Origin of the sequence: Kitasatospora sp. NPDC087271 (genome assembly GCF_044744605.1) — a bacterium.
Lineage (GTDB): Bacteria > Actinomycetota > Actinomycetes > Streptomycetales > Streptomycetaceae > Kitasatospora.
The window spans coordinates 28,280-53,068 of record NZ_JBIUYQ010000038.1 but is presented as its reverse complement, the minus strand read 5'-3'; the positions used below and the strand labels follow the sequence as shown (position 1 = coordinate 53,068).

Genomic DNA, 24,789 nt, shown 5'->3' with positions numbered 1-24,789 from the left:
CCGAATGTTCGGATGTCTGTCTCGGTGAAGCTGTTGGGTGCAGGGGATTCGGCACAGGTGTCACCCCGTGCGATCTCGTCCCCTTGACCGCTCCGGCAGGCTATTGCGCTCCCGGTATGCCGCGCAAACTATTTTTCACGGCGGGTTCGGATGTCCCCCGAGCGGCCCCCGGGAGACTCCCCTGGACCGCGCCCGGACCGGCTCACGCCGGATCGACCGGCTCGCCGTCCTCGACGCCGTCCGGATCCTCCTCGGGCTCCTCCCCCGCACACAACGAGAGCACGGCCGCCCCGTACTTGTCCAGCTTCATCGCGCCGACCCCGGAGATCACGGCCAGCTCCTGGCGGCCGGCCGGCACGTCCTCGGCGATGGCCATCAGCGTGGCGTCGGTGAACACCACGTAGGCCGGCGCCCCCTGCTTCTTGGCCTGGCTGGCCCGCCACTCGCGCAGCCGCTCGTACAGCGCCTCGTCCATGGTGGACGGGCAGCTCTCGCAGCGGCGCAGCTTGCGCTCGACCGCCTCGGTGAGCACCTTCTCGCAGACCCGGCACTTGACCGGGCCGCGGACCCGCCGTCCGGCGGAGCGCTCGCCGGGCTCCACGCCCCCGCGCCCGCCCCGCCCGCCGGTGCGTGCGCCGGGGGCGCTGGAACCGGGGCGCAGCCCGTCCAGGAAGCGGCTGGGCTTGCGGCTGGCCCGGCCGCCCGGGGAGCGGCTGAGCGCCCAGGAGAGGGAGAGGTGCTTGCGGGCCCGGGTGACGCCGACGTAGAGGAGTCGGCGCTCCTCCTCGATCTGCTCGTCGGTCTTGGCGTAGATGATCGGCAGGGTGCCCTCGGTGAGGCCGACGAGGAAGACGGCGTCCCATTCGAGGCCCTTGGCGGCGTGCAACGAGGCGAGGGTGACGCCTTCGACGGCGGGGGCGTGCTGGGCGGCGGCGCGGGCGTCGAGTTCGGCGACGTAGGCGGCGAGGTCGGCGCTGTGGCCGACGGCGGTGCGGGTGCGCTCGAACTCCTCGGCGAGCCGGACGAGGGCGGCGAGGGACTCCCAGCGGTCGCGCACGGCGCCGGAGCCGGCGGGCGGTTCGGCGGTGAAGCCGCGGGCGGCGAGGACGGCGCGGACCTGGCCGGCCAGGTCGGGGGCGTCGGCGGTGAGCGGGTCGGCGCCGGCCCGGGCGGCGCCGCGCAGCAGGACGCCGGCGTCGCGGACCTCGGGGCGTTCGAAGAACCGCTCGGCACCCTTGAGCTGGTAGGGGACGCCGAGGTCGGCGAGGGCCTGCTCGTAGACCTCGGACTGGCCGTTGGTGCGGAACAGGACGGCGACCTCGCTGGCGCGCACGCCGGTGGCGAGCAGGTCCTTGATCCGGCGGGCGGTGGTCTCGGCCTCGGTGGGTTCGTCCTCGTACTCGGTGTAGACGGGTTCGGGGCCGGCCTCGCGCTGGGAGACGAGTTCGAGGCGGTGGCGGGCGGCCTCGCCGCGGGCCTGGCTGAGCAGTCCGTTGGCGAGGTGGACCACCTGCGGGGTGGAGCGGTAGTCGCGGACCAGCTTGACGACCGTGGCCTCGGGGTGGCGGGTGCGGAAGTTGAGCAGGTAGTCGGGGGTGGCGCCGGTGAAGGAGTAGATGGTCTGGCTGGCGTCGCCGACGACGCAGAGGCTGGCCCCGCCGCCGGGGCCGGTCCACTGGTCGAGCAGCCGCTGCTGGAGCGGGGAGACGTCCTGGTACTCGTCGACGGTGAAGTGCCGGTACTGGGAGCGGACCTGGTCCGCGATGTCGGGGCGGTCCTCCAGGATGGCGGCGGTGAGCAGCAGGACGTCCTCGAAGTCGATGACGCCGCGGCGGCTCTTGGTCTCCTCGTAGACGCGGTAGACCTGGGCGGTCTCGGCCGGGTCGCGGGGGGCGTCGCGGCCGGACTTCTGGACGGCGGCGGGGTAGTCGTCGGGGCCGAGCTGGGTGACCTTGGCCCACTCGATCTCGGCGGTGAGGTCGCGCAGTTCGGTGCGCTGGACGCGCAGGCCGCAGCGGCCGGCGGATTCGGCGACGAGCTGGACCTTGCGTTCGAGCAGCTGGGGCACGGGGCCGCCGACGGCGCGCGGCCAGAAGTACTGGAGCTGGCGCAGGGCGGCGGCGTGGAAGGTGCGGGCCTGGACGCCGTCGGCGCCGAGCTGGCGCAGCCGGCCGCGCATCTCGCCGGCGGCGCGGGCGGTGAAGGTGACGGCGAGGACCTGCTGGGGCTGGTACACGCCGCTGCGCACGCCGTAGGCGATCCGGTGGGTGATGGCGCGGGTCTTGCCGGTGCCGGCGCCGGCGAGGACGCAGACGGGCCCGTGCAGGGCGGTGGCGACGGCGCGCTGTTCGGGGTCGAGCCCGGCGAGCACGGCGTCGGGGCCCGTGGCGGCGGTGGGGTCGGCCCAGAGGGAGCCGTGGGGGCCGTCGGACGGGCTGCCGCTCAAGAGGTCTTCCTGCATGCTTTCCATCCTCTCAGCCCGCTGGGACAACGGGGGCGGGGTTGTCCACAGGCCCGGTGTGATCGCAGGATGATCGCTGCGCACCGGGGCGCGCGGGGCCGTTCGGGCGCCGTCGTGGTGCGACGGAGCGTGGCCGTGCGGAATGACCGTCGCGCGGTGGGCGTTCCTGCCCTGAGACCGTACGCCCTCTTCCTGAAGGAGCCTCCTCGATGTCCGGCAGCGTGACGATGTACAGCACGACCTGGTGCGGGTACTGCAACCGACTCAAGAGCCAGCTGGACCGGGAGGGGATCGGCTACACGGAGGTCAACATCGAGGAGGACCCGGCGTCGGCGTCGTTCGTCGAGTCGGTCAACGGCGGCAACCAGACCGTGCCGACGGTGCTGGTGACGCCGAACGCCGGCGGCGAGCGGGTCGTGATGACCAACCCGAGCCTGCTCCAGGTGAAGAAGGCCCTCGGAGTCTGAGTGGCCTGAGTGGCCTGCATGACCCGAACGGCCCGGGCGGGCCGGCCCGGGGTCCGGGCCGGCGCGCGTCACTGCGCGTCGGCCCTGGCGGGGTCGACGGGTGCGGCGGGCGCGGGCAGGGTGGCACGCGCGCCGAGGTCGCCGATGCCGTAGACGAGCCGGCTGCGGTCGGCCGAGTAGCGGGTCTCGATGACCCTGACGGGCCCGCGCCGGTCGTAGGTGACGCGGGTCTGGACCATCAGCGGCACGCCGGGGCCGCCCTGGAACCACTGGGCCTCCTCGGGGCCGGGCATCCGGGCGACCAGGTGGTCGACGGCGCCGATCTCGGTGCGGCCGAGTTCGTCGAGGACGGCCTCGTCGCCGCCCTCGACCGGGTCGGGTTCCATCAGCGGGGTGCCGGCGGCGAGTCCGGCCCGGTAGTGGCTCTCCTCGATGGAGTACGGCTCGCGGTCGAGCAGGCGCAGTTGGCGGCGGACCACGATGGCCTCGCCGGGGCGCAGTCCGAGCCGTTCGGCGATGTCGACCCGGGCCCGGACGATCATCATCTCGAAGTCGGTGGTGAGTTCGCGCCCGGCCTCGGCGGCCTCGCCGAGGTAGACGGCGGAGGGCACGGCCAGGCAGTCCCGGGGGGCGGGGGCCAGGGTGGGGCCGTAGGCGCGGTGGTCCAGGACGGGGTGTTCCCGCAGGTAGGTGCCCTTGCCCTGGAGGCGGACCAGGCGGCCTTCGTTGACCAGGACGTCGACGGCGAGCCGGACGGTGTTGCGGGCGACTCCGTACTGGCGTTCCAGTTCGCTCTCGACCGGGAGTGCGGCGTCGGCGGTGAACTCGCCCTCGGCGATCCGGCGGCGCAGGTCGGCGGCGAGACGCTGGTATTTGGGGGATTGGGCGGTGCCCCGGGGGATTGTCACCCGAGTGAATGTAGCGAGCGCGATGGCGGGGTTTCAGCCGTTTCCGGCAATGTCGTCCGCGCGGGTTGACGACGGCTTCGGGACGGCGGGCGGCGGTAGCAGAACTGGCCCGTCCGGCCACGAACATCAGGTCGTGGCGGATTCGGAAAGGAAGGGAAAAGAAAAACGGGGGCGCACGGGATAACCCGCACGCCCCCCATTCGTCGGGGATTACCAGCGCGCCGCCGACGGCAGCGGTCCGCCGTACCAGAGCTCGACCAGGTGGCGCGCGATCGAGATCCCGGAGGGCGGCAGGATCTCCCCCGCCTCCATCCCGGCCCGCAGTTCCTCGCGGGAGAACCAGCGCGCCTCGGCCAGTTCCTCGCCGTCCACGGTGATCGCCGTGCCGCCCGGCAGCGCCCGGCCCGTGAAGCCGAGCATCAGGCTCGACGGGAAGGGCCAGGGCTGGCTGGCGACGTAGCGCACCTCGCCGACCCGCACGCCGGCCTCCTCGTGCACCTCGCGCACCACCGCCTGCTCGATCGACTCCCCCGGCTCGACGAAGCCGGCCAGGGTGGACCAGCGGCCCTCCGGCCACAGCGCCTGGCGGCCGAGCAGGCAGCGGTCCTGCTCGTCGGTGATCACCATGATCACCGCCGGGTCGGTGCGCGGGTAGTGCTCGGCCGCGCAGGAGGTGCAGCGCCGCACGTGCCCGGCGCCGGCCTTCTCGGTCGGGTGCCCGCAGCGCGAGCAGAAGCTGTGCAGCCGGTGCCAGTGCTCCAGCGCCACGGCGTGCACCAGCAGTCCGGCGTCCCGGTCCGACAGCAGCGCGCCGACCTCGCGCAGCCCGGCCGGGCGGGCGTCGCCGTCCAGCCGCCCGGGCAGGCTCTCACCGGCCAGCGCGAAGTACGAGACGCCGTCCTCGTCGGTGCCGAGGAAGTACCGGTCCCCGGTCTGCGGCGCCTCGAAGGAGGGCATCAGCACGAGTTCGGTGCCCTGCGCGGTGTCGACGACGAACGCCTCTCCGCCGGCGATCGGCAGCACCCGGGTGGCCGGGTGGCTCCAGGCGGCGGCCAGCCAGGGCTCGTCGAGCCGGTGCTCGGCCGCCCGGTCCACCCCGGCCCGGGCCAGTGCCAGGTTCAGTGGGCGTTCGGTCTCAGGCACGGTGCTCACTTCGTTCCATCCCCACGTGATGAATCATCCGGATGAGTGATCTGACTGCCATGGTGTGCCCGCGCGGGGTCACGCGCCGGGCCGGAAGTTCTCGGCCAGGTCCCCCCACAGGTACGCGGCCGTCTCCACGCCCTTGGCCAGCAGGTCCAGTTCGACCTTCTCGTTGACCGAGTGCCAGCCGTCCGAGGGCACCGAGATGCCGAGGAACAGCACCGGCGCGCCGAGCACGTCCTGGAGGTCTGCGGCCGGGCCGGAGCCGCCCTCGCGGGTGAAGAGGATCTTCTGCCCGAAGGCCCGGCCCATGGCGCGGACGGTGGACTGCAGCGCCGGGTGGTCCAGCGGGGTCAGGCAGGGCCGGGTCGCGCCCGGGAAGGTCAGCTCGTGGCGGACGCCCTCGGGCACCCGCGCGGCCACCCACTCCCGGACGGCCTCGCGCACCTTCTCCACCTCCTGCCCGGCGACCAGCCGGAAGGACAGCTTGAGGTGCGCCGAGGACGGCACGATGGTCTTGCCGCCGGGGCCGGTGTAGCCGCCCCAGAGGCCGTTGACCTCGGCGGTCGGGCGGGCCCAGACCCGCTCCAGGGTGGAGTAGCCGGCCTCGCCCCGGGTTCCGTACGACTTGGCGACCCTGAGCCACTGCGCCTCGTCGAAGGGCAGTTCGGCGAACAGCTCGCGCTCGCGGTCGGTCAGCTCGATCACGCCGTCGTAGAAGCCCGGGATGTCCACCCGGCGGTCGGCGTCGTGCAGGCCGGCCGCCAGCTCGGCGGCGACCTGCGCCGGGTTGGGGACGGCGCCGCCGAAGGAGCCGGAGTGGATGTCGGTGTCCGGGCCGTACAGGTCGATCTGGGCGTCGGCCAGGCCCCGCATGCCGGTGCAGACGGTCGGCGTGGTCTCGGACCACATGCCGGTGTCCGAGATGACCACCACGTCGGCGGCCAGCCGCCCGGCCTCGCGCCGGACCAGGTCGGCGAAGTGCGGCGAGCCGGACTCCTCCTCGCCCTCGATCAGCAGCTTGAGGTTGACGGCCGGCGCGGTGCGGCCGGTCGCGGCCAGGTGGGCGCGCACGCCCAGGGTGTGGAAGAACACCTGGCCCTTGTCGTCGGCCGCGCCGCGGGCGAACAGCCGTCCGCCGACCACGGTCGGGGTGAACGGCTCCGTGTCCCAGCCGTCCTCCTTGGCGGCGGGCTGCACGTCGTGGTGCCCGTAGACCAGGACGGTCGGCGCGGACGAGTCCCCGGAGGGCCACTCGGCGAACACCGCCGGCAGGCCGTCGGTCTCCCACACCTCGGCCACCGGGAAGCCGGTGTCGCGCAGCTTGGCGGCCAGCCACTCGGCGGAGCGCCGCACGTCACCGGCGCGGGCCGGGTCGGCGGAGACCGAGGGAATGGCCAGCCACTCGGAGAGGTCGGCGAGGAAGCCGGCCTGGTGCTGGTCGATGAAGGAGCGGACGACGCTGTCCGGAGTTCTCGTCATACGGACGACTTTAGTTCGCCCGTGCGGGTGCCCGCCCCGGCCGTCCGGCTGCCGGGCGCCGTCGGGGCTGTAACCTCCGTCACCCCCGCCCGCGCCCCCGGAGTGGAGGGGGCGCGGACGGGGGTGACGGGAGGGTGCGCGAACCTCAGCCGGAGCGGCGCAGCAGGGAGATCCGCGAGCGGGTGAGCAGCGCGGCCAGGCCCGCCGCGAGCACCGGCAGCGCCACCACGGTGACCGCGATGGTGAGCCACGGGAGGACCACGACCGAGTTGTTGGCGATCGTCTCGGCGCTCATCCCGGGGACGGAGGTCGCCGCGCCCTGGACCTTGCGCAGGGCCACCGCCGGCACGATCCCGCAGACGGTGCCGAGGAGGGTGCCCATGGCGGCGATCACCCCGCACTGGAAGCCGGAGAGCGTGCGCCGGATCCGGGGCTCGGCGCCGACCGCCGCGAGGGTGGTCAGGTCGCGCTGGGAGTCGGCGGCGGCGAGTCCGGTGGCGATGCCGGCCGCACCGAGGGCGACGATGCCGGCGAAGATCGACAGGCCGAGGCCGATCAGGTCGGACCTGGACTGGTAGCCGCGCTCGATCACGAGGACGCCCTGGTCGGTGAGCTTGGCCAGCGCCCCGTTGGCCTTCTGCTGGGCGCCGTCGGAGGGTGAGCTGTCGGGCAGCCAGACCGAGCCGGCCGGGGAGGTGGTGAGGCCGAGCCGGGTGGCGGTGTCGGGGCTGATCACGGCCTGGCCGCTGGCCGGCACCACCGCGGACGCGAGGACGGCGTCGACGGAGATCTCGGTGTGGCCGCGCTTCCGGGGGGACGGCCCGTCGGTCTCCTCCATCGGGTCGTTCAGCCCGATCGCGACCTTGCCGTCCTTGAGGTACTTCGCGTCGAAGACCACGGCCTTGCCGGCGGCGAGGGCCTGCCCGGCGGCCGGGTCGGTGACGCCGTAGAGGTTGTGCAGCAGGGTGGCGTCGCCCGCGGAGAGGTTGCTGAAGTGGTTGCCGCGGTGGCCGATGCCCTGGCAGCGCGGGTCGGTGCCGAGGATGCGTTCCGTCTCGTCGGTGCTGCGCTCGGTGTCGTCGAGGGCGGGGCAGCGCAGTTCCTCGGGCAGTTCGACCTGGATGTAGCCGCAGCCGCTGCCGCCGTCGGCGCAGTCGCCCTTGTAGTTGACGCGCTGGATGTCGGCGCGCGATCCGAGGGAGGGGATGTTGCGTTCCACCGCGTCGCGCATCTGCGGCAGCAGCTTGCCCTCAGCGGCGGGCAGCCATCCGCTGCCGAGCATGACGGCGCCGGAGGGGGCGGCGGCGGTGTACTCGCGGCGGTTCCCCTCGTCGTAGCTGGCGAGGTAGACGCTGACCGCGACGGTGCCGGCGACGGCGGCCATCACGGCGGCGACGGCGGGCGCGGTGCGGCCGCGGTGGCGCACCGAGTCGCGCAGGGCGAGCCGGGGGCCGAGCGAGAGCCAGCGGCCGAGCCGGCCGAACAGGCCGACCAGGTAGGGCGTCAGGGCGACCATGCCGAGTTCGGCGACGGCCGAGCCGCCGAGGACGGACAGGCTGCGGTTGGCGAAGCCGCTGGTGGCGCCGAGCAGGGCGAGCGCGGAGCCGCCGCCGAGCATCAGCAGGCCGAGCAGGGCGAGCTTGCGGCTCGGGGGCTTGAGCGAGTCGCGGCCGGTGAGCGCGGCGACGACGTCCTGGCGGGAGGCCTGGACGGCGGGCACGACGGCGGCGAGCAGGCCGGTGACCAGGCCGACCAGGAGCACGCCGAGCAGGTCGAGCGGCTGGAGGTTGAAGTGGCCGAAGCGCTGGCCGGCGTACTCCTCGGCCCGGGTGCGCAGCAGGGCGACCAGGCCGATGCCGAGTCCGAGGCCGACGACGGCGCCGGTGATGCCGAGGACGATGCCGCCGCCGAGGACGACGGCGCGGATGTTGGCGCGCTCACCGCCGCCGGCGGCGAGCAGTCCGAGCTGCCGCCGGGAGCGCCTGGCCCCGACGGCGAAGGCGGGGCCCGCGAGGAGGACGATCTCCAGCAGGGCCATGCCGACGACGGTGGCGAGGATGACGACGGAGGTACGGTCGAGGTACCCGGGGGTGGGGCCGCCGTGCTTGTCGGCCTCGACGTAGTAGGGGACGTCGGCGCGGGCCGGCGGGTCGAGCAGGACGGCGCGGGAGGCGAGGGTGAAGCCGTAGCCGCCCAGTTCGGTGACCTTGGGCCAGTCCAGGGTGCCCGCGGGGAGCTTGACGAGCCAGCGGGTGGGCGCGTCGGTGCCGGCGTTGCGGCTGCGGTCGGCGCCGGGGAGCTTGGCGAGCTTGCTGATCAGGGTGCCGGGCCGGGCGATGATCTCGGTGGCCGTCAGTTCACCGGGGTACTCGACGACGCCGGTGATGGTGAAGGGGGTGTCCTCCAGGCCGCGGACGGCGGTCTGGTCGCCGATCTTGAGGCCGGAGCGGGTGAGGAAGTCCCGGGTGACGGCGGCTTCGCCGTCGGTGGCGGGGGCGCGGCCCTTGACCAGGTTGACCCGGCCCTTCCAGACCGGGTCGGTGAGGTCCAGCTCGGTGGTCCGGGTGCTGAGCAGGCCCTGGGAGCTGCCGGCGGCGGTGTAGGGACCCTGCCGCTCGGGCACGAGGACGGTGCCGGGCGGGAGCAGCTGCTTCGCCAGTTCGACGGGTTCGGTGTCGAGGCTGCGCTGCTGGGCGGGGGTGTACTGGGGGGCGGCGCCGTTCTTCGCCTCGTCCTTGGCGCTCCTGGTGGACATTCCCTTGTCGGGGTCGGGCGCCTGGAGGACGATGGCGCCGCGTTCGAGCATCTGCAGTTCGCCGTCGGCCTGGCCCATGACGCGCAGGACGTGTTCGGCGGGTTCGAGGTCGGCGCTGCGGAAGACCACGTCGGCGCCGGTGACGCCGAGGACGGGCAGTGCGACCATGGCGACCACCAGGGCGCTGCGGCCCTTGGCGCGCAGGGCGTCGCGGCGGGCGATGCGCAGGGCGACCCGCCAGGCGCTGAGCTTCACTCGTCCACCTTCATGCTGTTGGTGGCGGCGCTGACGAGCAGGCTGGCGGCGTCCTGGCTGACGCTCTCGTCGACCATGCGGCCGTCGCGCAGGAAGACCACGCGGTCGGCCCAGGCGGCGTGCCGGGCCTCGTGGGTGACCATCATGGCGGCGGCGCCGGCGTCGCAGCGGGCGCGCAGGACGGCGAGGACGGCCTCGCCGGTGGTGGAGTCGAGGGCGCCGGTGGGCTCGTCGGCGAGGACGAGGCGGCGGTCGCCGATGAGGGCGCGGGCGATGGCGACGCGCTGCTGCTGGCCGCCGGACATGTCGTCGGGGAAGCGGTCGGCGAGCTCGGGGATGCCGAGCTCCTCCAGGGCGGCGAGCGCCTCGCGGCGGGCGGCGCGGGCGGAGAGGCCGTCGAGCTCGCGCGGCAGCGAGATGTTCTCGCCGGCGGTGAGGGCGGGGATCAGGTTGTAGTCCTGGAAGACGTAGCCGATGGAGCGGCGGCGGACCTGGGCGAGCCGCTTGCGGGTGAGCCCGCCGAGGGCGACGCCCTCGACGAGGACCTGGCCGGTGGTCGGGGTGTCCAGTCCGCCGGCGAGGGTGAGGAGCGTCGACTTGCCGGAGCCGGACGGGCCCATGACGGCGACGAACTCGCCGGGGTGGACCTTGAGGTCGATGCCGCGCAGGGCTTGGACCTCCGCGGCGCCTTGGCCGTGGACTCGGGTGACGTTCTCCAGGTGCAGTACCGGCGTCTGCCGGGCCGGGTCGGTGTGGGACATGGTTCCCCCCTTGTGCTGGTGGTGGGCTCGGCGTCGGGTCCGGGCCGGTGGTTCGGGCGGGCCGTCGCGGTCAGGTGCGCGAGCGGCGGCCGTCGCGGGTTCGGGTGCGCGGGCGACGGCGGGCGGGGTCAGGTGCGCGAGCGGCGGCGGGCGGGCCGGGCGACCGTGGCGCCGCCGTCGCGGGCGGCTTCGGCGGCGCGGGCCTGTTCGGTCTCCGCGTGCTGGTGGAGCCGGGTCTCGCAGTGGTCGAGCCAGCGGATCTCGGCCTCGGTCTGGAAGATCAGCTGGTCGAGGACGAGCAGCCAGGCCAGGTCGTTGCTCGCGGAGGGCGCGATGCCGGGCCGTGACTCCCCCGCCAGCGCGCGGCCCTTGAGCCGGGTGTAGTCCTGGAGCGCCTTGATGCTGTGGCGGCGCTGGCCCTGGACGACGGCGGAGACGTCCACCCCGGGGACGGTGACGGCCATGGCGAGCTTGATGGCCAGTTCGTCGCGCGGGGGGTTGGTCCGGGGCACCGGGGTGTCGAACCAGGCCCGCAGCTCGGTGCGTCCCTCTTCGGTGACGGCGTAGAACTGGTGGCCCTCGTCGTCCTCTCCGGCGGGCTCGACCAGGCCGTCCCGCTCCAGTCGGGACAGCGTCGTGTAGACCTGCCCGACGTTGAGCGGCCAGGTGGCGCCGGTGCGCGCCTCGAACTCGGTGCGCAGTTGGTAGCCGTAGCGCGGGCCCTGGTCGAGCAGGGCGAGCAGGCCGTGTCGGATGGACATACTCAGTATGTATACCCGGTATGCCCCACAGGCTCAAGCCGCACCCCCTCCCCCGGCGAGCGGGTACCGTCGTGCGGTGTGAGCCAGTTGCGCATCGCCACCTTCAACCTGCTGCACGGTCAGCCGCTCGCCCCGGACGGCGCCCCGCGGCCCTACCCCGCCGACGCCGGCGGGCCGCTGGCGGAGGCGGTGGCCGCGCTGGACGCCGACGTACTGGCCCTCCAGGAGGTGGACCGCCACCAGTCCCGCTCCGGCGGCACCGACCAGGCCGCGGTGGCCGCCAAGGCCATGGGGGCCGCCGACTGGCGGTTCGCCGCCGCCCTGCACGGGCGCCCGGCGCCGGTCGCGGGCTGGGTGCCGGAGCCCTCCGTGCCCGGCGGCCTGCGGGTGTACGGGCCCGGCGACGTCGGCGACGGCGCCCCGCCCTCGTACGGCACCGCGCTGCTGACCCGGCTGCCGGTGCGGCACTGGCGGGCCCGCCGGTTCGCCCCGGCCCCGTTCGGACTGCCACTGCGGGTGGCCGGCCGGCGCGGGCTCACCCCGGTGCCGGACGAGCCGCGGGCGGCGCTGGCGGCCGTGCTGGAGGGCGACCGCGGCCCGTTCACCGTGGTGGCGGCGCACCTGTCCTTCGTCCCCGGGTGGAACATGGCGCAGCTGGCCGGCATCCGGCGGTGGATCGCGGACCTGCCGCAGCCGTACCTGGTGCTGGGCGACTTCAACCTGGTCGGCGCGGTGCCGCGCACCGTCCTCGGCGGGGCGACCGCGCTGGAGCGCACCGCACCCCGGGCGCGGGTCCGGGAGCTGCGGGCGGCCCGGCGGGCCCGGCCGGCCCTGGCCGAGCCGCGCCGGCGCCGGGTGCGCGAGCCCCGCCCCCGCCTGCAGGGCTGGTACGACCTGGCCCGTACCCCGACGTACCCCTCGCACCGCCCGGCGGTGCAGTTCGACCACGTGCTGGCGGTCGGCGTGCCGCGCGCCGCGGTCGGCCCGGCGGCGGCGCCGCGCGCGGCGGTGTCGGACCACCGGCCGCTGCTGGTGGAGGTCTCGCTCTAGTACGGGCCCAGCACGGGACTAGTGCCGGGCCAGGACGCCGTGCTGGTGCGGTAGTTGGGTGCCGGCGGCGGGGGCCGGCGCGTACTGGAGGAGCAGCATGGCCGCGTCGTCGCCGAGTTGGCGGCCGACGTGGCGCACGACGTCCTCGTGCAGGCGCTGCAGGACGTCCGCCGGGCGGCCGTCGGCGCAGCGCGGGAGGCGCTCGGCGAGCGGGTAGAAGGCGCCGGAGCGGTCGCGGGCCTCGATCACCCCGTCGGTGAACAGCAGGACCCGGTCGCCGGGCCGCAGTGCCACCCGGTGCACCGGCGGCCGGACGTCGGCCGGGTCGAGGACGCCCAGCGGCGGGACGGTCTCGGCGAGTTCGAGCGGCCGGACATCCCCGCCGCGCAGCAGCAGCGGCGAGGGGTGGCCGCAGTTGACCAGTTCCGCGGTGCCGTCCGCCCCGACGCCGATCAGCACCAGGGTGACGAACTCCTCCTCCACGCCCGGGTGGTCGTTCTCGTGCAGGGCCCGGTCGAGGCTGACGGCCAGCCAGCCGGCGACCCGGTCCAGTGCGGGCTCCTGGTGCGCGGCCTCGCGGAAGGCGCCGAGGACGGCGGCGGCGGTCTCGACCGCGCCGAGGCCCTTGCCGCGGACGTCGCCGACCACGGCCCGCACCCCGTGCCGGGTGTTGACCACCTCGTACAGGTCGCCGCCGATCCTGGCGTGCGCGGCGGCGGCCTCGTAGTGGACGGCCGCCTGGACGGTGCCGACCCGCTCGGGGACGGGCCGCAGCAGCACCCGGCGGGCGATCGAGGCGACGAGCTGGGCGTCGGCCAGCGCCCGCTCCTGGCGCAGCCGCAGGGTGGCGCTGACCCAGCCGATCAGCGCGACCAGCAGGATCGCGAAGACGCTGGCGGCGTGCACGGACTGGTCGAGCGCGTCGCTGCGGAAGGCCATCAGGAAGGCCACCGCCTCGGTGAAGAGGCCGATGGCGAGCGGGTACCAGGTTCGGTGGCTGACCACGGCGGCCAGCGCGGGGACGGCGGTGAGGGCCGGCTCGACCGTCACCTCGGTGTTGCTGACGAAGTCGAGGGCGACGATCAGCGCCATGCCGATGAAGGGCAGCGCGAGCGCCGTCCTCGGCCAGGTGCCGGTCGTGCCCGGAGCGGGTCCCGGGGTCGGCCCGGTGAACCGCTCTCTGATCCATCCGGTCGCGCTCAACGTCGGTTACTCCAGCAGAAGACGCCGATGCCCTGGGGCACCTGCGGTGATGACTGAGGGTTAGGGAATGCGGGCCTCGCTGGCGGCCGGAGCACGGGGGTTGACCGGTTACCGACCCCACAATAGGCACGAAACGTGCATGACGCACAGGTTTCGGGCGCTGCCGTGATGACTTGAATGCTCTGCGTGACTCATTCTTCACTGTTCCCGATCAGGAGCCGTTCCAACTCTTTTCGGTCGGGAAGTCCTGCCGGACGGACGATCCGCCCGCTGCGGACGTACAGGAAGGAAGCCGTGACCTGCTCCGGCGGAACGCCCGCCTGCTCGGCCCAGGCGATCCGGTAGACCGCGAGCTGCAACGGGTCGGCAGTCTCCTCGCGGTGGGTCTTCCAGTCCACCACTTCGTAGCGTGACGCGCCACCGGTTACTGACGTCACGTCACCGTCCCGGTAGACCGCGTCGATCCGGCCGCGCACCACCCGCCCCCCGAGCACCAGCTGGAACGGCGCCTCCACCCGGTGCGGCCGGCGCTGGGCGTACGGGGTGCGCAGGAACGCCTCCTTGAGCTGCTCCAGGTCCTGCTCGTCCTCGATGCCGTCGTCGTCCGCGCCGGGCAGCGCGCCCGGCTCGATCAGCAGCAGCGGTTCGATCCGGGACTGCACCCAGGCGTGGAAGCGGGTGCCCCGCCGGGCGGCCGGCTGCGGCGGGCGCGGCATCGGCCTGGCCAGGTCGCGCGCGAAGCCGTCCGGGTCGGCGGCCAGGCGCAGCAGTTGGGTGGCGGACAGCGCGGCGGGCAGCGGCACGTCGCGGGCGGTGCGCCGGGAGCGCTCCAACTCGCCCAGCAGCGCGGTGAGGTCGCGGTCCCAGGAGGCCGCCTGGCGCTGGTCCTCGGCGGCCATCGGCTCGGGCTCGGGGGCGGGCGCGCCGGCCAGCCGGGCGTGCACCACCTCGGCGACCCGGCGGCGGGCCAGCTGGGCGGCCGGGTCCAGCGGCAGCGGCCAGGGGTGCTCGACGGGGGCGGCCAGCGCCGGGTTCTCGGCGCCCTTCTCCGGCTGCTCGGCCCAGTGCTCGACCTCCCCGGCGCCGGGCCGCTCGCAGTGCTCGCGCAGCTGCTCCAGGAAGGCGGACGGGCCGCGGACGGTCTTCTGGCTGGGCCCCCACCAGTGCCCGGAGGCCAGCAGCAGCGTGCGCGGGCGGGTGAACGCGACGTAGCCCAGGCGCAGTTCCTCGGTGCCGGAGTGCTCGGCCAGCTGCCGTTTGAACGCGGTCATGGCCTTGCCGTCCCACCCGCCGCGCACGTCGGGCAGGGTGTCCGCGTCGCCGCGCAGGGCGTGCGGGAGCACCCGCTTGCTGCTGGTCCAGCGCTCGCGCGAGGTGGTGGACGGGAACGAGCCCTTGACCAGACCGGGGACGGCGACGACGTCCCACTCCAGGCCCTTGGACTTGTGTGCGGTGAGCACCTTCACGGTGTCCTCGCCGCCGGGCAGGCTGCTGTCCAGTCCGCGCTCGTACTCCTGGGCGGCGCGCAGGAAACCGAGGAAGGCGGCCAGGCCGGGGTCGCCGTCGAGGTCGGCGAAGGAGGCGGCGACGTCCAGGAAGGCGTGCAGGGTCTCGCGCCGCCGGGCGGCCAGCGCCTGCGGGGAGGCGGCGAGTTCGACCTCCAGGCCGGTGACGGCCAGCACCCGGTGCAGCACGTCCATCAGCGGGTCGGCGAGCGAGCGGCGCAGGTCGCGCAGCTCCTGGCCGAGGCGGGCCAGGCGGACCCTGGCCTCGGCGGAGAAGGGCAGTTCGTCGGGCTGCTCCGCGTCGAGGAAGGTCTCCACCGCGTCGGCGAGCGAGACCACCTCGGTGGGGTCGGCCTCGGCGACGGCCACCGTCAGCGCCTCCACGCCCTCGGGCCGGTCGGTGCGCACCAGGTCGGCGGCCCGGCGACCGAGCAGGGCGAGGTCGCGCGGGCCGATCCGCCAGCGCGGGCCGATCAGCAGGCGCACCAGCGCGGCGTTGGCGGTCGGGTCCTGGAGCACCTCGCAGACCGCCACCAGGTCGGCCACCTCGGGCAGTTGCAGCAGCCCGCCCAGGCCCACCACCTCGACCGGCACCTCGCGGGCGACCAGGGCCGCGTGGATGTCCGGGAAGGCCGCGCCGCCGCGGCACAGCACGGCGATCCGGCCGGGCGCGGTGCCGGTGCGCACCAGGTGGGCGATCGAGTCGGCGAGCCAGTCGACCTCCTCGGCGTGGGTGGGCAGCAGCGCCGCCCGCGCGTAGCCGTCCTGCTCGGCGCCGGGGGCCGGGCGCAGCGCCTCGACGCCCTCGTGCATGGCCCGCAGCGGCGCGGCGAGTTCGTTGGCGAAGGCGAGCAGCCGCCCGCCGCTGCGGCGGTTCTCGCTGAGCGCGTAGCGGGCGGCGGGGCGGCCGTCGGCCTTCGGGAAGTGCCGGGGGAACTCGTCGAGGTTGGCGACGGAGGCACCGCGCCAGCCGTAGATCGCCTGGCAGGGGTCGCCGACGGCGGTGACGGGGTGGCCGCTGACGGGGTGGCCGCCGCCCGGTCCCCCCGGGCCGGCGCCGAACAGGCCGGCCAGCATCAGCCGCTGGGCGACCGAGGTGTCCTGGTACTCGTCGAGCAGCACGACCCGGAACTGGCCGCGGAGCAGCGCGCCGACCTCGGGCCGCTGCTGGGCGAGCCGGGCGGCGGCGGCTATCTGGTCGCCGAAGTCCATCAGCCCGGCGGCGTGCTTGCGGCGCCGGTAGTCCTCGACCAGGCGCAGCAGCTCCAGCCGGGCCCGGGCGGTGGCGGGGACGGCCCGCAGGTCGTCGTTGGTGAGCTTGGCGGTGGCGAGGGTGTCCAGCAGGTCCTCGTCGTGGGCGCGCAGGGTGTCCGGCTCGACCAGGTGCTCGGCGAGTTCGCCGTCCAGGGCGATCAGGTCGGCGACCAGGTTGGCGAAGGTGCCGGTGAGCGCGGGGAACGGGCCGCGGGCGGTGCGCAGCACCTTGGCGGCGAGCTGGAAGCGGGTGGCGTCGGCGAGCAGCCGCACGTCGGGTTCGATGCCGATCCGCAGGCCGTGCTCCTTGAGCAGCCGGCCGGCGAAGGCGTGGTAGGTGGAGATCTCCGGTTCGCCGAGCGGCTCCGCGCCGTCCTCCCCGGTGACACCGGCCCGCAGCAGGGCGGTGCGCACGCGTTCGGCGAGTTCGCCGGCGGCCTTGTTGGTGAAGGTGAGGCCGAGCACCTCCTCGGGCCGGACGGCGCCGGAGCCGACCAGCCAGACCACCCGGGCGGCCATCACCGTGGTCTTGCCGGAGCCCGCGCCGGCCACGATCACGGCCGGTTCCAGGGGGGCGCCGATGGCCGCCATCTGCTCCCGGTTGAACGGGATGCCCAGCAGCTCCTTGAGCTGGTCGGGATGGCTGAGCACGGCGGTCACCCCGCAACGTTAACCGGAGCGGCGGACAACCTTCACTCGACGAGTTGCGCCCCGTCCCGCTGGGCGGAGCAGCTGCGGCGGAAGGTGCAGCGGTCGCAGCCGCCGCCGGTCTGCGGGACGAAGCGCTCGGCGAGGACCCGGCCGGCCGCGTCGGCGAGCAGGTTCTCGATCCACGGCTCGCCCTCCGGCGGGTCCTGCCGCTGCACCTTGGGGGCGTCCTGGGCGGCCTTGGCGGCGGGCTCGCGCAGGTGGACGAGTTCGGCGCCGCCGGTGGCCGGGGGGCGGTCGGCGAAGCCGGGCAGCTCGTTGAGGGCCCCTGCGCGGACGGCGAGCTGGTAGACGGCGAGCTGCTTGTGCTCGGGCAGCGACCTGTCGGTGGGGATCTGCTTGCCGGTCTTGAAGTCGACGACGTAGGCGCGCCCGGCCGCGTCCTTCTCGACCCGGTCCATCGAGCCGCGGATGCGCACCGAGACGCCGCCGGCGTCGAGGGTGACGTCGAAGCCGTGCTCGGTGGCGACGAGGTCGCGGCCGCGTTCCAGCACGTGCCAGTTGAGGAAGCGCTCCAGGGCGGCGCGGGCCTGGGTCTTCTCCTGCTGGGACTTCCAGGGCGCGTCGAAGGCCAGCGCGTCCCAGACGGTGTCCAGGCGTTCCATCAGGACGGCGAGGTCGGCGGGGGTGCGCCCGGAGCCGACCTCGTCGGCGAGCGCGTGCACGACGTTGCCGAAGCCCTGGGCGGCGGAGCCGGCTGCGCGGGCCTTGACCTCCTTGTCCAGGAACCACTGCAGCGAGCAGTTCTCCAGTTGCTCCAGGCCGCTGCCGGACAGCCGCACCGGCAGGTCGGCGCTGCGCAGCGGGTCGGGGGCGGCGGTGGCGTCGGCCAGGCCCCACCAGCGGTCGGGGCGGGCGGCGGGCACCAGTGGCAGGCCCTCGTCGTCGGTGGCGGCGGCGAGCAGGGCGAGCCGTTCGGCGGCGGCCCGGCGCAGTTCGGGCGAGCGGGCCGGGTCGACGGTGACGGCCCGCAGTTCGGCGACCAGTGCGGCGACGGACAGCGGGCGGCGCGGACGGTGGGTGACGTCCTCGACGACGACCGGCGGGGTGCGGCGCACGACCCTTCCGGTGCGCGGGTCGACGTCCTCGCGGTAGAGCTCGCGCAGGAAGCGGGAGGGCTCGTCGCCGTCGTCGGCGGGGGCCTTGACGGCGGTGACGATCAGCCGCTCCCGGGCGCGGGTCGCGGCGACGTAGAAGAGCCGGCGCTCCTCGCCGAGCAGGGCGCCCGGGGAGAGCGGTTCGGCGAGGCCGTCGCGGCCGATCCGGTCGGCCTCCAGCAGGGAGCCGCGGCGGCGCAGGTCGGGCCAGAGGCCGTCCTGGACGCCGGCGACGACGACCAGTCGCCACTCCAGGCCCTTGGAGCGGTGGGCGGTCATCAGCCGGACGGCCTCGGGGCGCACGGCCCGGACGGTGAGGGTGTCGGCGGCGATGTCCTGGGCGTCGAGCTCGGCGAGCAGGTCGAGGGCGCCGCGGTGGCCGGTGACCTGTTCCTCGGCGCGGGCGGCGGTCTCGAACAGGGCGCACAGCGCGTCGAGGTCGCGGTCGGCGTTGCGGCCGGCGGCGCCGCCGCGCAGGGCGGCCCGTTCCAGGCGCTCGCGCCAGCGGCGGCTGCCGTCCCACAGCTCCCAGAGCGCCTCCTCGGCGGTGCAGCCGCCGGCGAGGCGTTCGCGGACCTTGCGCAGCAGGGTGCCGAGGTCGCGGGCCCGGCGGGCGTGGGCGGGGTCGAGGGCGATCAGCCGCTCGGGTTCGGCGAGGGCCTCGCGCAGCAGGTCGCCGGCCGGGCGCGGGGCGGCCGGGTCCCCGTCGGCGCGCAGGGCGGCGCGTTCCTCCTCGCGCAGGGCGCGGCCGAGGCGGCGCAGGTCGGAGCCGTCGAGGCCGCCGAGCGGGCCGGTGAGCAGGGCGTAGGCCAGGTCGGTGGTGAGCGGGTCGGGTGTGTCGGGGTCGCCGTGCCGGTCGCGGGCGGCCTGCTCGGCGCAGACCCGCAGGGCGAGCAGCAGGTGGGCGACGGCCGGCTCCTCGCGCAGCGGCAGGTCGTCGCCGTCGATCTCCAGCGGGACGCCGGCCGCGCTGAGCGCCCGCCGTACGCCGGGGATGGAGCGGGCGCCGGCCCGGACCAGGACGGCCATCTCGCCCCAGGGCACGCCGTCCTCCAGGTGGGCGCGGCGCAGCAGGTCGGCGATCGAGTCGAGTTCGGCGCCGGGGGTGGGGTAGGTGTAGACCTCGGCCCGGCCGCCCTCGCGGGAGGGCAGCAGCGCGCGGTGCTGGGCGAGCTTGTCGGCGGGCAGCCGGCCCATCGGCATCCGCCGGGCGAGCTCCCGGGAGGCGGCGAGCAGGACGGCGCCGGAGCGGCGGGAGACGCGCAGCACCTTGACGTCGGCGGGTTCGCCGTCGGCCCGGCGGAAGGTCTGCGGGAAGTCGAGGATGCCGTTGATGTCGGCGCCGCGGAAGGCGTAGATCGACTGGTCGGGGTCGCCGACCGCGACGAGTTCGCGACCGCCGCCGGCCAGCTGGCGCAGCAGCCGGACCTGGGAGGGGTCGGTGTCCTGGTACTCGTCGACGAACACCACCTCGTAGCGCCGCCGCAGTTGCTCGGCGACCTCGGGGCGTTCGGCGAGCAGGACGGCCCGGTGGACGAGTTCGGCGTAGTCGAGGACGCCGCGCAGGTCGAGCACGTCGAGGTAGTCGGCGAGGAAGTGCGCGGCGGCGGCCCAGTCGGGGCGCTGGACGCCCTGGGCGAAGCGCTCCAGTTCGGCTTCGCCGAGGCCCAGCTCGCGGCTGCGGGCGAGGACGGCACGGACCTCGTCGGCGAAGCCGCGGGTGGTCAGGCAGGCCCGCAGGTCGAGCGGCCAGTGGATCCGGGAGCTGCCGAGTTTCGCGTCCTCGGCCCCGCCGGCCAGCAGTTCGCGGACCATGACGTCCTGCTCGGGGCCGGAGAGCAGCCGCAGCGGTTCGGCGTAGTCCTGCGGGTCCTGGTGGGCGCGCAGCAGGGCGTAGCTGAAGGAGTGGAAGGTGGTGGCCTGGGGGGCTGCCGAGGAGGAGCCGAGCCGGGCGGACATCCGGTCGCGCAGTTCCGTCGCGGCCTTGCGGCTGAAGGTGAGGACGAGGATGCGCTCGGGGTCGGTGCCGTCCTCGATCCGCCGGGCGACGGCCTCGACCAGGGTGGTGGTCTTGCCCGTCCCGGGGCCGGCGAGCACCAGCAGCGGCCCGCCGCCGTGCTCGACCACGGCGCGCTGGTACTCGTCCAGCACGGGTGGGGCGGGCTGGACGAGCGGGCTGCGCACGAGCCGGTACGGGGAACTCACGGAGGCGGATCCTGGGGTTGTGCTGGAGGCGTGGTCGGGCGGGCCCGCCGGGGCCCGCCCGTATCGAGCCTACGATCCTGCCCCGTCATTCCCGTCGGCGCGGCGGTTTCGCGGCATCCCCGGTCCGCGGCATCCCCGGTCCGCGGCGGCCTCGTCGCGCGTTCCGCGGCAACCTCACTCCGCGGCGCCCGGCTCCCGCCCGTCCCAGCGGGCCCGGCGCAGGTCGACCCGGGGCGGGTCGGCGAGTTCGCGCAGCGGGGTGCCTTCCTCGCCGTAGTGGGCGAGGGCGCGGTGCTCGTGCCCGGGCAGGAAGCGGCCGTCGGCGCGGATGACCCGCCACCAGGGGACCGAGCCGCCGTACAGGGCCATCACCCGGCCGACCTGCCGGGGGCCGCCCTGGCCGAGGTACTCGGCGACGTCCCCGTAGGTCATCACCCTGCCGGGTGGAATCCGCTCGGTCAGGTCGAGCACCAGTTCGGCGAAGGGCGGCAGGGTGTCCGGGAGGCCGTCGTCTGTTACGTCCGTCACCTGCGGCATTCTTCCTCACGGGGGCGCACCCGCGGCCCCGTACGAACGATCCGCCGCGCCCGATCCGGCCCCTGTCCAGCACGGGGCGCCGAGGCATGCCACCATCTTCGGGGCGGTGAGTGGTGATACGAGGACAAGACCAGATGACCGGGACGGCTGACGTGGGTGTGGACGAGGACTCCGACGAGTCCGCCGCCGCCGTGCCCTCGGCTCCCGGTGGTGGGCCCGCGACCGGGCCGACGCCGGAAGTCTCCCTGATCAAGGACCTGACGATCAAGACCCCCGCGCCCGCCGAGGCCTCCGAAGAACCCGCCGAACCCGCCGAGGCCCCCGGGGAACCGGCCGTCCCCGGACCGGCGGCTGCCGAACCGCCGGCCCGGCGCCCGCTGCCCGACTACCACGACCCGCTGGACGGCACCCCGCACCTGGACGTCGACGAGCCCCTGCTCGCCGCCCGGGCGCACCGCCCGTCCGACCTGATCCGCTTCCTGGCCGGCGTCTTCGGCATAGTCGCCGTCTTCGTGCTGGCGGGCATCGCCACCTCGACCACCACCGGCATCGAACAGGACATCGCCACCAACGCGCCGCACTTCTCCGCGGTGCTCTCCACGATCACCGGCCTGCTCTCCAGCGTCGCGGTGCTCGCCGTGCCGCTGGCCTTCGCGGTCGAGCGGCTGATCAAACGCGACGGCCTGCGGGTCGCCGACGGCGTGCTCGCCTCGGTGCTCGCCTACGGCGTCTCGCTGGGCATCGACTGGTGGGTGGCCGAAGGCGCCTCCGACCACATCCGGGACGCGCTGACCAGGCTGCCGATGGACAGCAACGGCACCCTCACCGACCCGGTGCACGGCTACCTCGCCCCGGTGATCGCCTACATGACCGCGGTCGGCATGTCGAGCCGCCCCCGGTGGCGGGTCGCCCTGTGGGTGGTGGTGATCTTCAGCGGGATCACCGAACTGCTCGGCGGCTACACCACCCCGCTGTCGCTGCTGCTCACCGTCCTGATCGGCTGGTCCGTCGCGTACGGCACGCTGTACGCGATCGGCTCCCCGAACATCCGGCCCACCGGCCAGCACCTGATGATCGGCCTGCGCAAGGTCGGCTTCACCCCGGAGAGCGCCCACCGCGCCCCGGACGCGCCCGGCGGCACCCGCCGCTACTACGTCGCCCAGCAGAGCGGCCCGCCGCTGGACGTCCACATCATCGACCGCGAGCAGCAGGCCTCCGGCTTCTTCTACCGGGCCTGGCGGCGGCTGCGGCTGCGCTCGGTGGCGGTGCGCCGCAGCCCGCAGTCGCTGCGCCAGGCGCTGGAGCAGGAGGCCCTGATCGCCTACGCGGCGGCCGCGTCGGGCGCCCGCGCGCCGCAGCTGGTCGCCACCTCCGAGCTGGGTCCGGACGCCGCGATCCTGGTCTACGGCAAGGTCGAGGGCCGCATCCTGGACGAGCTCTCCGACGAGGAGGTCACCGACCAGGTGATGGCCTCGCTCTGGGAGTCGGTGGCGGCCCTGCACGAGCGCCGGATCGCCCACCGCCGGCTGACCGGCGAGTCGCTGCTGGTGGTGGACGAGAAGACGGCCTGCCTGGTCAACCTCTCCGGCGGCGACATCGCCGCCACCGACCTGACGCTGCGCATCGACGTCGCCCAGCTGGTCACCACCTTCGCGCTGCGGATCGGCCCGGAGCGGGCCGTCGCCACCGCCAACGCGGTGCTCGGCGCCGACCGGGTCGCCCAGGCGCTGCCGCTGCTCCAGCCGGTCGGGATGAGCCGCTCCACCAGGGTCGACCTCGCGCGGCTCACCAAGGAGCGCAAGACCGTCGCCCGGGCCAGGGCGCTGGAGCAGGTCGCGGCCGGCGAGCGCACCCAGCAGCAGGCCGAGGAGGACATCGCGGTGGCCGGCGAGGACCTGCTGAGCCGCATCCGCGGCCAGATCCTCCAGATCGCCCCCGAGGCGCCGATGGAGCCGGCCAAGCTGGAGCGGCTGAAGCCGAAGAGCCTGATCATGGTGATCGCGCTCACCTTCGCCGCCTACCTGGCGCTGACCACCATCAAGCCGGCCCAGCTCAAGCTCTCCCAGATGGACTGGGTCTGGGCGGCGGCGGCCCTGCTGGCGGCCGCGTTCAGCTACGTCGCCGCCGCGATGAGCCTGACCGGATTCGTCCCGGAGAAGCTGCCGTTCCGGCGCACCGTCGCGGCCCAGCTGGCCGGCTCCTTCGTCAAGCTGGTCGCGCCCGCCGCGATCGGCGGCATCGCGCTCAACACCCGCTACCTGCAGAAGGCCGGGATCCGCTCCGGCCAGGCGGTGGCCTCGGTCGGCGCCTCCCAGCTGGCCGGCCTGGCCGGGCACCTGCTGCTGCTGTTCAGCTTCGGCCTGATCACCGGCAGCCAGACCAACGGCGACCTGTCCGCCTCCCGCGCGGTGATCATCGGCGTGCTGACCGCCGCCGTGCTCGCCCTCGTGGTGGCGGCGGTCGCGCCGCTGCGCCGGTTCGTGCTGGGCCGGCTGCGTTCGCTGTTCTTCGGCGTGGTGCCGCGGATGCTCGACCTGATGCAGACGCCCAGCAAGCTGGTCACCGGCTTCGGCGGCATCCTGCTGCTGACCCTGTCCTTCACCGCCTGCCTGGACGCCTCGGTTCAGGCCTTCGGCGGCGACGTCAGCTTCTCGGCGGTCGCGGTGGTCTTCCTGACCGCCAACGCGGCCGGCTCGGCGATCCCCACCCCGGGCGGCATCGGCCCGGTCGAGGTCGCCCTGATCGGCGCCCTGACGGTCGCGGACGTGTCGCCGGCGGTCGCCACCCCGGCGGTCTTCCTCTACCGGGCGCTCACCTTCTGGCTGCCGGTGCTGCCGGGCTGGATCTCCTACAACGTGCTGCAGCGCCGCGGCGCGCTCTGACGTCCACCGGATACGCGGAAGGGCCCGCCGAGGCGGGCCCTTCCGGTGCGTTCCGGCGTTCTAGTAGACCGGCTTGTGCGGCTCGATCTGGTTGACCCAGCCGAGCACGCCGCCGCCCAGGTGGACGGCGTTGGCGAAGCCGGCCGCCTTGACCACGGCCAGCACCTCGGCCGAGCGCACGCCCGACTTGCAGTGCAGCACGATCTTGCGGTCCTGCGGCAGCTTCTCCAGGGCGTCGCCCATGAGGAACTCGTTCTTCGGGATCAGCACCGCGCCGGGGATGTTGACGATCTCGTACTCGCCGGGCTCGCGGACGTCGATCAGGAAGATGTCCTCCTTGTCGTCCTGCCACTGCTTGAGCTGCGCCGAGGTGACGGTCGAGCCGGCGGCGGCGGCCTGCGCCTCCTCCGACACGACGCCGCAGAAGGCCTCGTAGTCGATCAGCTCGGTGACCGTCGGGTGCTCGGAGCAGACGGCGCAGTCCGGGTCCTTGCGGACCTTCACCTGGCGGTAGTTCATCTCCAGGGCGTCGTAGATCATCAGCCGGCCGACCAGCGGGTCACCCACGCCGGCCAGCAGCTTGATCGCCTCGGTGACCTGGATCGAGCCGATGGACGCGCACAGCACGCCCAGCACGCCGCCCTCGGCGCAGGAGGGGACCATGCCCGCCGGCGGGGCCTCCGGGTAGAGGCAGCGGTAGCAGGGGCCGTGCTCGGCCCAGAACACGCTGGCCTGGCCGTCGAAGCGGTAGATCGAGCCCCACACGTACGGCTTGCCGAGCAGCACCGCGGCGTCGTTCACGAGGTAGCGGGTGGCGAAGTTGTCGGTGCCGTCCACGATCAGGTCGTAGCCGGAGAAGATCTCCATGACGTTGGAGTTGTCGAGGCGCTCCTCGTGGAGGATCACGTCGACGTAGGGGTTGATCTCCTTGACCGAGTCCCGCGCCGACTCCGCCTTGGAGCGGCCCACGTCCGACTGGCCGTGGATGATCTGGCGCTGCAGGTTCGACTCGTCGACCACGTCGAACTCGACGATGCCCAGCGTGCCGACACCGGCCGCGGCCAGGTACATCAGCGCGGGCGAGCCCAGGCCGCCGGCGCCGACGCACAGCACCTTGGCGTTCTTCAGCCGCTTCTGCCCGGCCATGCCCACGTCGGGGATGATCAGGTGGCGGGAGTACCTGCGGACCTCGTCAACGGTGAGCTCGTCGGCCGGCTCGACCAGGGGTGGCAACGACACGGGGACTCCGATGGGTGTCTGGTTCAGGTGGCCTGGGCCAGCCTCATGGTGGTTGCTGCGCCGCCACGCGGGTGGCTCCTAGGCCAACAGTGTCACGCCCCTCCGGTATTCCGAGA

At 74.4% G+C, this 24,789-nt stretch carries 15 protein-coding genes; 3 read left to right on the top strand and 12 right to left on the bottom strand.

Going from position 1 to position 24,789, the window contains the following annotated elements:
* Positions 1 to 202: 202 nt before the first annotated feature.
* The gene (locus ACIO9K_RS35760; protein WP_400335997.1) at positions 203 to 2,470 is read right to left on the bottom strand and encodes an ATP-dependent DNA helicase UvrD2; all 2,268 of its coding nucleotides are present in this window, start codon (positions 2,468 to 2,470) and stop codon (positions 203 to 205) included.
* A 200-nt stretch (positions 2,471 to 2,670) separates the two neighbouring features.
* On the opposite strand from ACIO9K_RS35760, the gene ACIO9K_RS35755 reads away from it, so the two are divergent.
* Complete coding sequence (locus ACIO9K_RS35755) at positions 2,671 to 2,928, top strand: mycoredoxin (RefSeq protein WP_363586726.1); 258 nt, start codon at positions 2,671 to 2,673, stop codon at positions 2,926 to 2,928.
* A gap of 68 nt (positions 2,929 to 2,996) precedes the next feature.
* On the opposite strand, the gene ACIO9K_RS35750 is transcribed toward ACIO9K_RS35755, so the two are convergent.
* From ACIO9K_RS35750 to ACIO9K_RS35725, 6 genes are all read right to left on the bottom strand, one after another.
* Entirely contained in the window at positions 2,997 to 3,836 is an 840-nt protein-coding gene (locus ACIO9K_RS35750; protein WP_363586727.1) for a GntR family transcriptional regulator, read from the bottom strand.
* A gap of 210 nt (positions 3,837 to 4,046) precedes the next feature.
* The gene (nudC, locus tag ACIO9K_RS35745; RefSeq protein ID WP_350879872.1) at positions 4,047 to 4,988 is read right to left on the bottom strand and encodes an NAD(+) diphosphatase; all 942 of its coding nucleotides are present in this window, start codon (positions 4,986 to 4,988) and stop codon (positions 4,047 to 4,049) included.
* A 69-nt stretch (positions 4,989 to 5,057) separates the two neighbouring features.
* Positions 5,058 to 6,461, bottom strand: coding sequence for a dipeptidase (locus tag ACIO9K_RS35740; RefSeq protein WP_350879873.1), 1,404 nt, complete (start codon positions 6,459 to 6,461; stop codon positions 5,058 to 5,060).
* Positions 6,462 to 6,606: 145 nt separating this feature from the next.
* On the bottom strand, positions 6,607 to 9,471 hold the full coding sequence (locus ACIO9K_RS35735; RefSeq protein WP_400335994.1) for an FtsX-like permease family protein: 2,865 nt from the start codon (positions 9,469 to 9,471) through the stop codon (positions 6,607 to 6,609).
* Positions 9,468 to 10,232, bottom strand: a complete 765-nt coding sequence (locus tag ACIO9K_RS35730; RefSeq protein WP_400335992.1) for an ABC transporter ATP-binding protein — start codon at positions 10,230 to 10,232, stop codon at positions 9,468 to 9,470. The genes ACIO9K_RS35735 and ACIO9K_RS35730 overlap by 4 nt, the downstream gene beginning before the upstream one ends.
* 128 nt (positions 10,233 to 10,360) lie before the next feature.
* Positions 10,361 to 10,993: a PadR family transcriptional regulator gene (locus ACIO9K_RS35725; protein WP_363621485.1), complete on the bottom strand. Its 633-nt coding sequence runs from the start codon at positions 10,991 to 10,993 to the stop codon at positions 10,361 to 10,363.
* Between the two features lie 78 nt (positions 10,994 to 11,071).
* Between ACIO9K_RS35725 and ACIO9K_RS35720 the strand changes: the two genes are divergently transcribed.
* Positions 11,072 to 12,043 (top strand): endonuclease/exonuclease/phosphatase family protein, encoded by a 972-nt coding sequence (locus ACIO9K_RS35720; protein WP_363621483.1) that lies wholly within the window; start codon positions 11,072 to 11,074, stop codon positions 12,041 to 12,043.
* Between the two features lie 18 nt (positions 12,044 to 12,061).
* On the opposite strand, the gene ACIO9K_RS35715 is transcribed toward ACIO9K_RS35720, so the two are convergent.
* The 4 genes from ACIO9K_RS35715 to ACIO9K_RS35700 all read right to left on the bottom strand — a co-directional run bounded on the left by ACIO9K_RS35715 (position 12,062) and on the right by ACIO9K_RS35700 (position 20,552).
* Positions 12,062 to 13,246: a PP2C family protein-serine/threonine phosphatase gene (locus ACIO9K_RS35715; RefSeq protein ID WP_400335990.1), complete on the bottom strand. Its 1,185-nt coding sequence runs from the start codon at positions 13,244 to 13,246 to the stop codon at positions 12,062 to 12,064.
* 191 nt (positions 13,247 to 13,437) lie between these two features.
* Entirely contained in the window at positions 13,438 to 16,665 is a 3,228-nt protein-coding gene (locus ACIO9K_RS35710) for a UvrD-helicase domain-containing protein (protein WP_400335988.1), read from the bottom strand.
* 32 nt (positions 16,666 to 16,697) lie between these two features.
* Complete coding sequence (locus ACIO9K_RS35705) at positions 16,698 to 20,015, bottom strand: ATP-dependent helicase (RefSeq protein ID WP_400335986.1); 3,318 nt, start codon at positions 20,013 to 20,015, stop codon at positions 16,698 to 16,700.
* A gap of 174 nt (positions 20,016 to 20,189) precedes the next feature.
* Positions 20,190 to 20,552, bottom strand: coding sequence for an MGMT family protein (locus tag ACIO9K_RS35700; RefSeq protein WP_400335984.1), 363 nt, complete (start codon positions 20,550 to 20,552; stop codon positions 20,190 to 20,192).
* A 134-nt stretch (positions 20,553 to 20,686) separates the two neighbouring features.
* Here ACIO9K_RS35700 and ACIO9K_RS35695 point away from each other — a divergent pair, with 134 nt between their 5' ends.
* Positions 20,687 to 23,434, top strand: coding sequence for a flippase-like domain-containing protein (locus ACIO9K_RS35695; protein ID WP_400335982.1), 2,748 nt, complete (start codon positions 20,687 to 20,689; stop codon positions 23,432 to 23,434).
* Positions 23,435 to 23,494: 60 nt separating this feature from the next.
* Here the strand turns inward: ACIO9K_RS35695 and moeZ are convergent, their stop codons facing one another.
* Entirely contained in the window at positions 23,495 to 24,673 is a 1,179-nt protein-coding gene (gene moeZ, locus ACIO9K_RS35690) for an adenylyltransferase/sulfurtransferase MoeZ (protein WP_363372596.1), read from the bottom strand.
* Between the last annotated feature and the right edge of the window lie 116 nt (positions 24,674 to 24,789).

Excerpts from the sequence above, each read along its gene's own strand:
- ACIO9K_RS35760 (WP_400335997.1), bottom strand. The coding sequence starts at position 2,470 with ATGGAAAGCATGCAGGAAGACCTCTTGAGCGGCAGCCCGTCCGACGGC.
- ACIO9K_RS35755 (WP_363586726.1), top strand. The coding sequence starts at position 2,671 with ATGTCCGGCAGCGTGACGATGTACAGCACGACCTGGTGCGGGTACTGC.
- ACIO9K_RS35740 (WP_350879873.1), bottom strand. The coding sequence starts at position 6,461 with ATGACGAGAACTCCGGACAGCGTCGTCCGCTCCTTCATCGACCAGCAC.
- ACIO9K_RS35730 (WP_400335992.1), bottom strand. The coding sequence starts at position 10,232 with ATGTCCCACACCGACCCGGCCCGGCAGACGCCGGTACTGCACCTGGAG.
- ACIO9K_RS35725 (WP_363621485.1), bottom strand. The coding sequence starts at position 10,993 with ATGTCCATCCGACACGGCCTGCTCGCCCTGCTCGACCAGGGCCCGCGC.
- ACIO9K_RS35700 (WP_400335984.1), bottom strand. The coding sequence starts at position 20,552 with ATGCCGCAGGTGACGGACGTAACAGACGACGGCCTCCCGGACACCCTG.
- ACIO9K_RS35695 (WP_400335982.1), top strand. The coding sequence starts at position 20,687 with ATGACCGGGACGGCTGACGTGGGTGTGGACGAGGACTCCGACGAGTCC.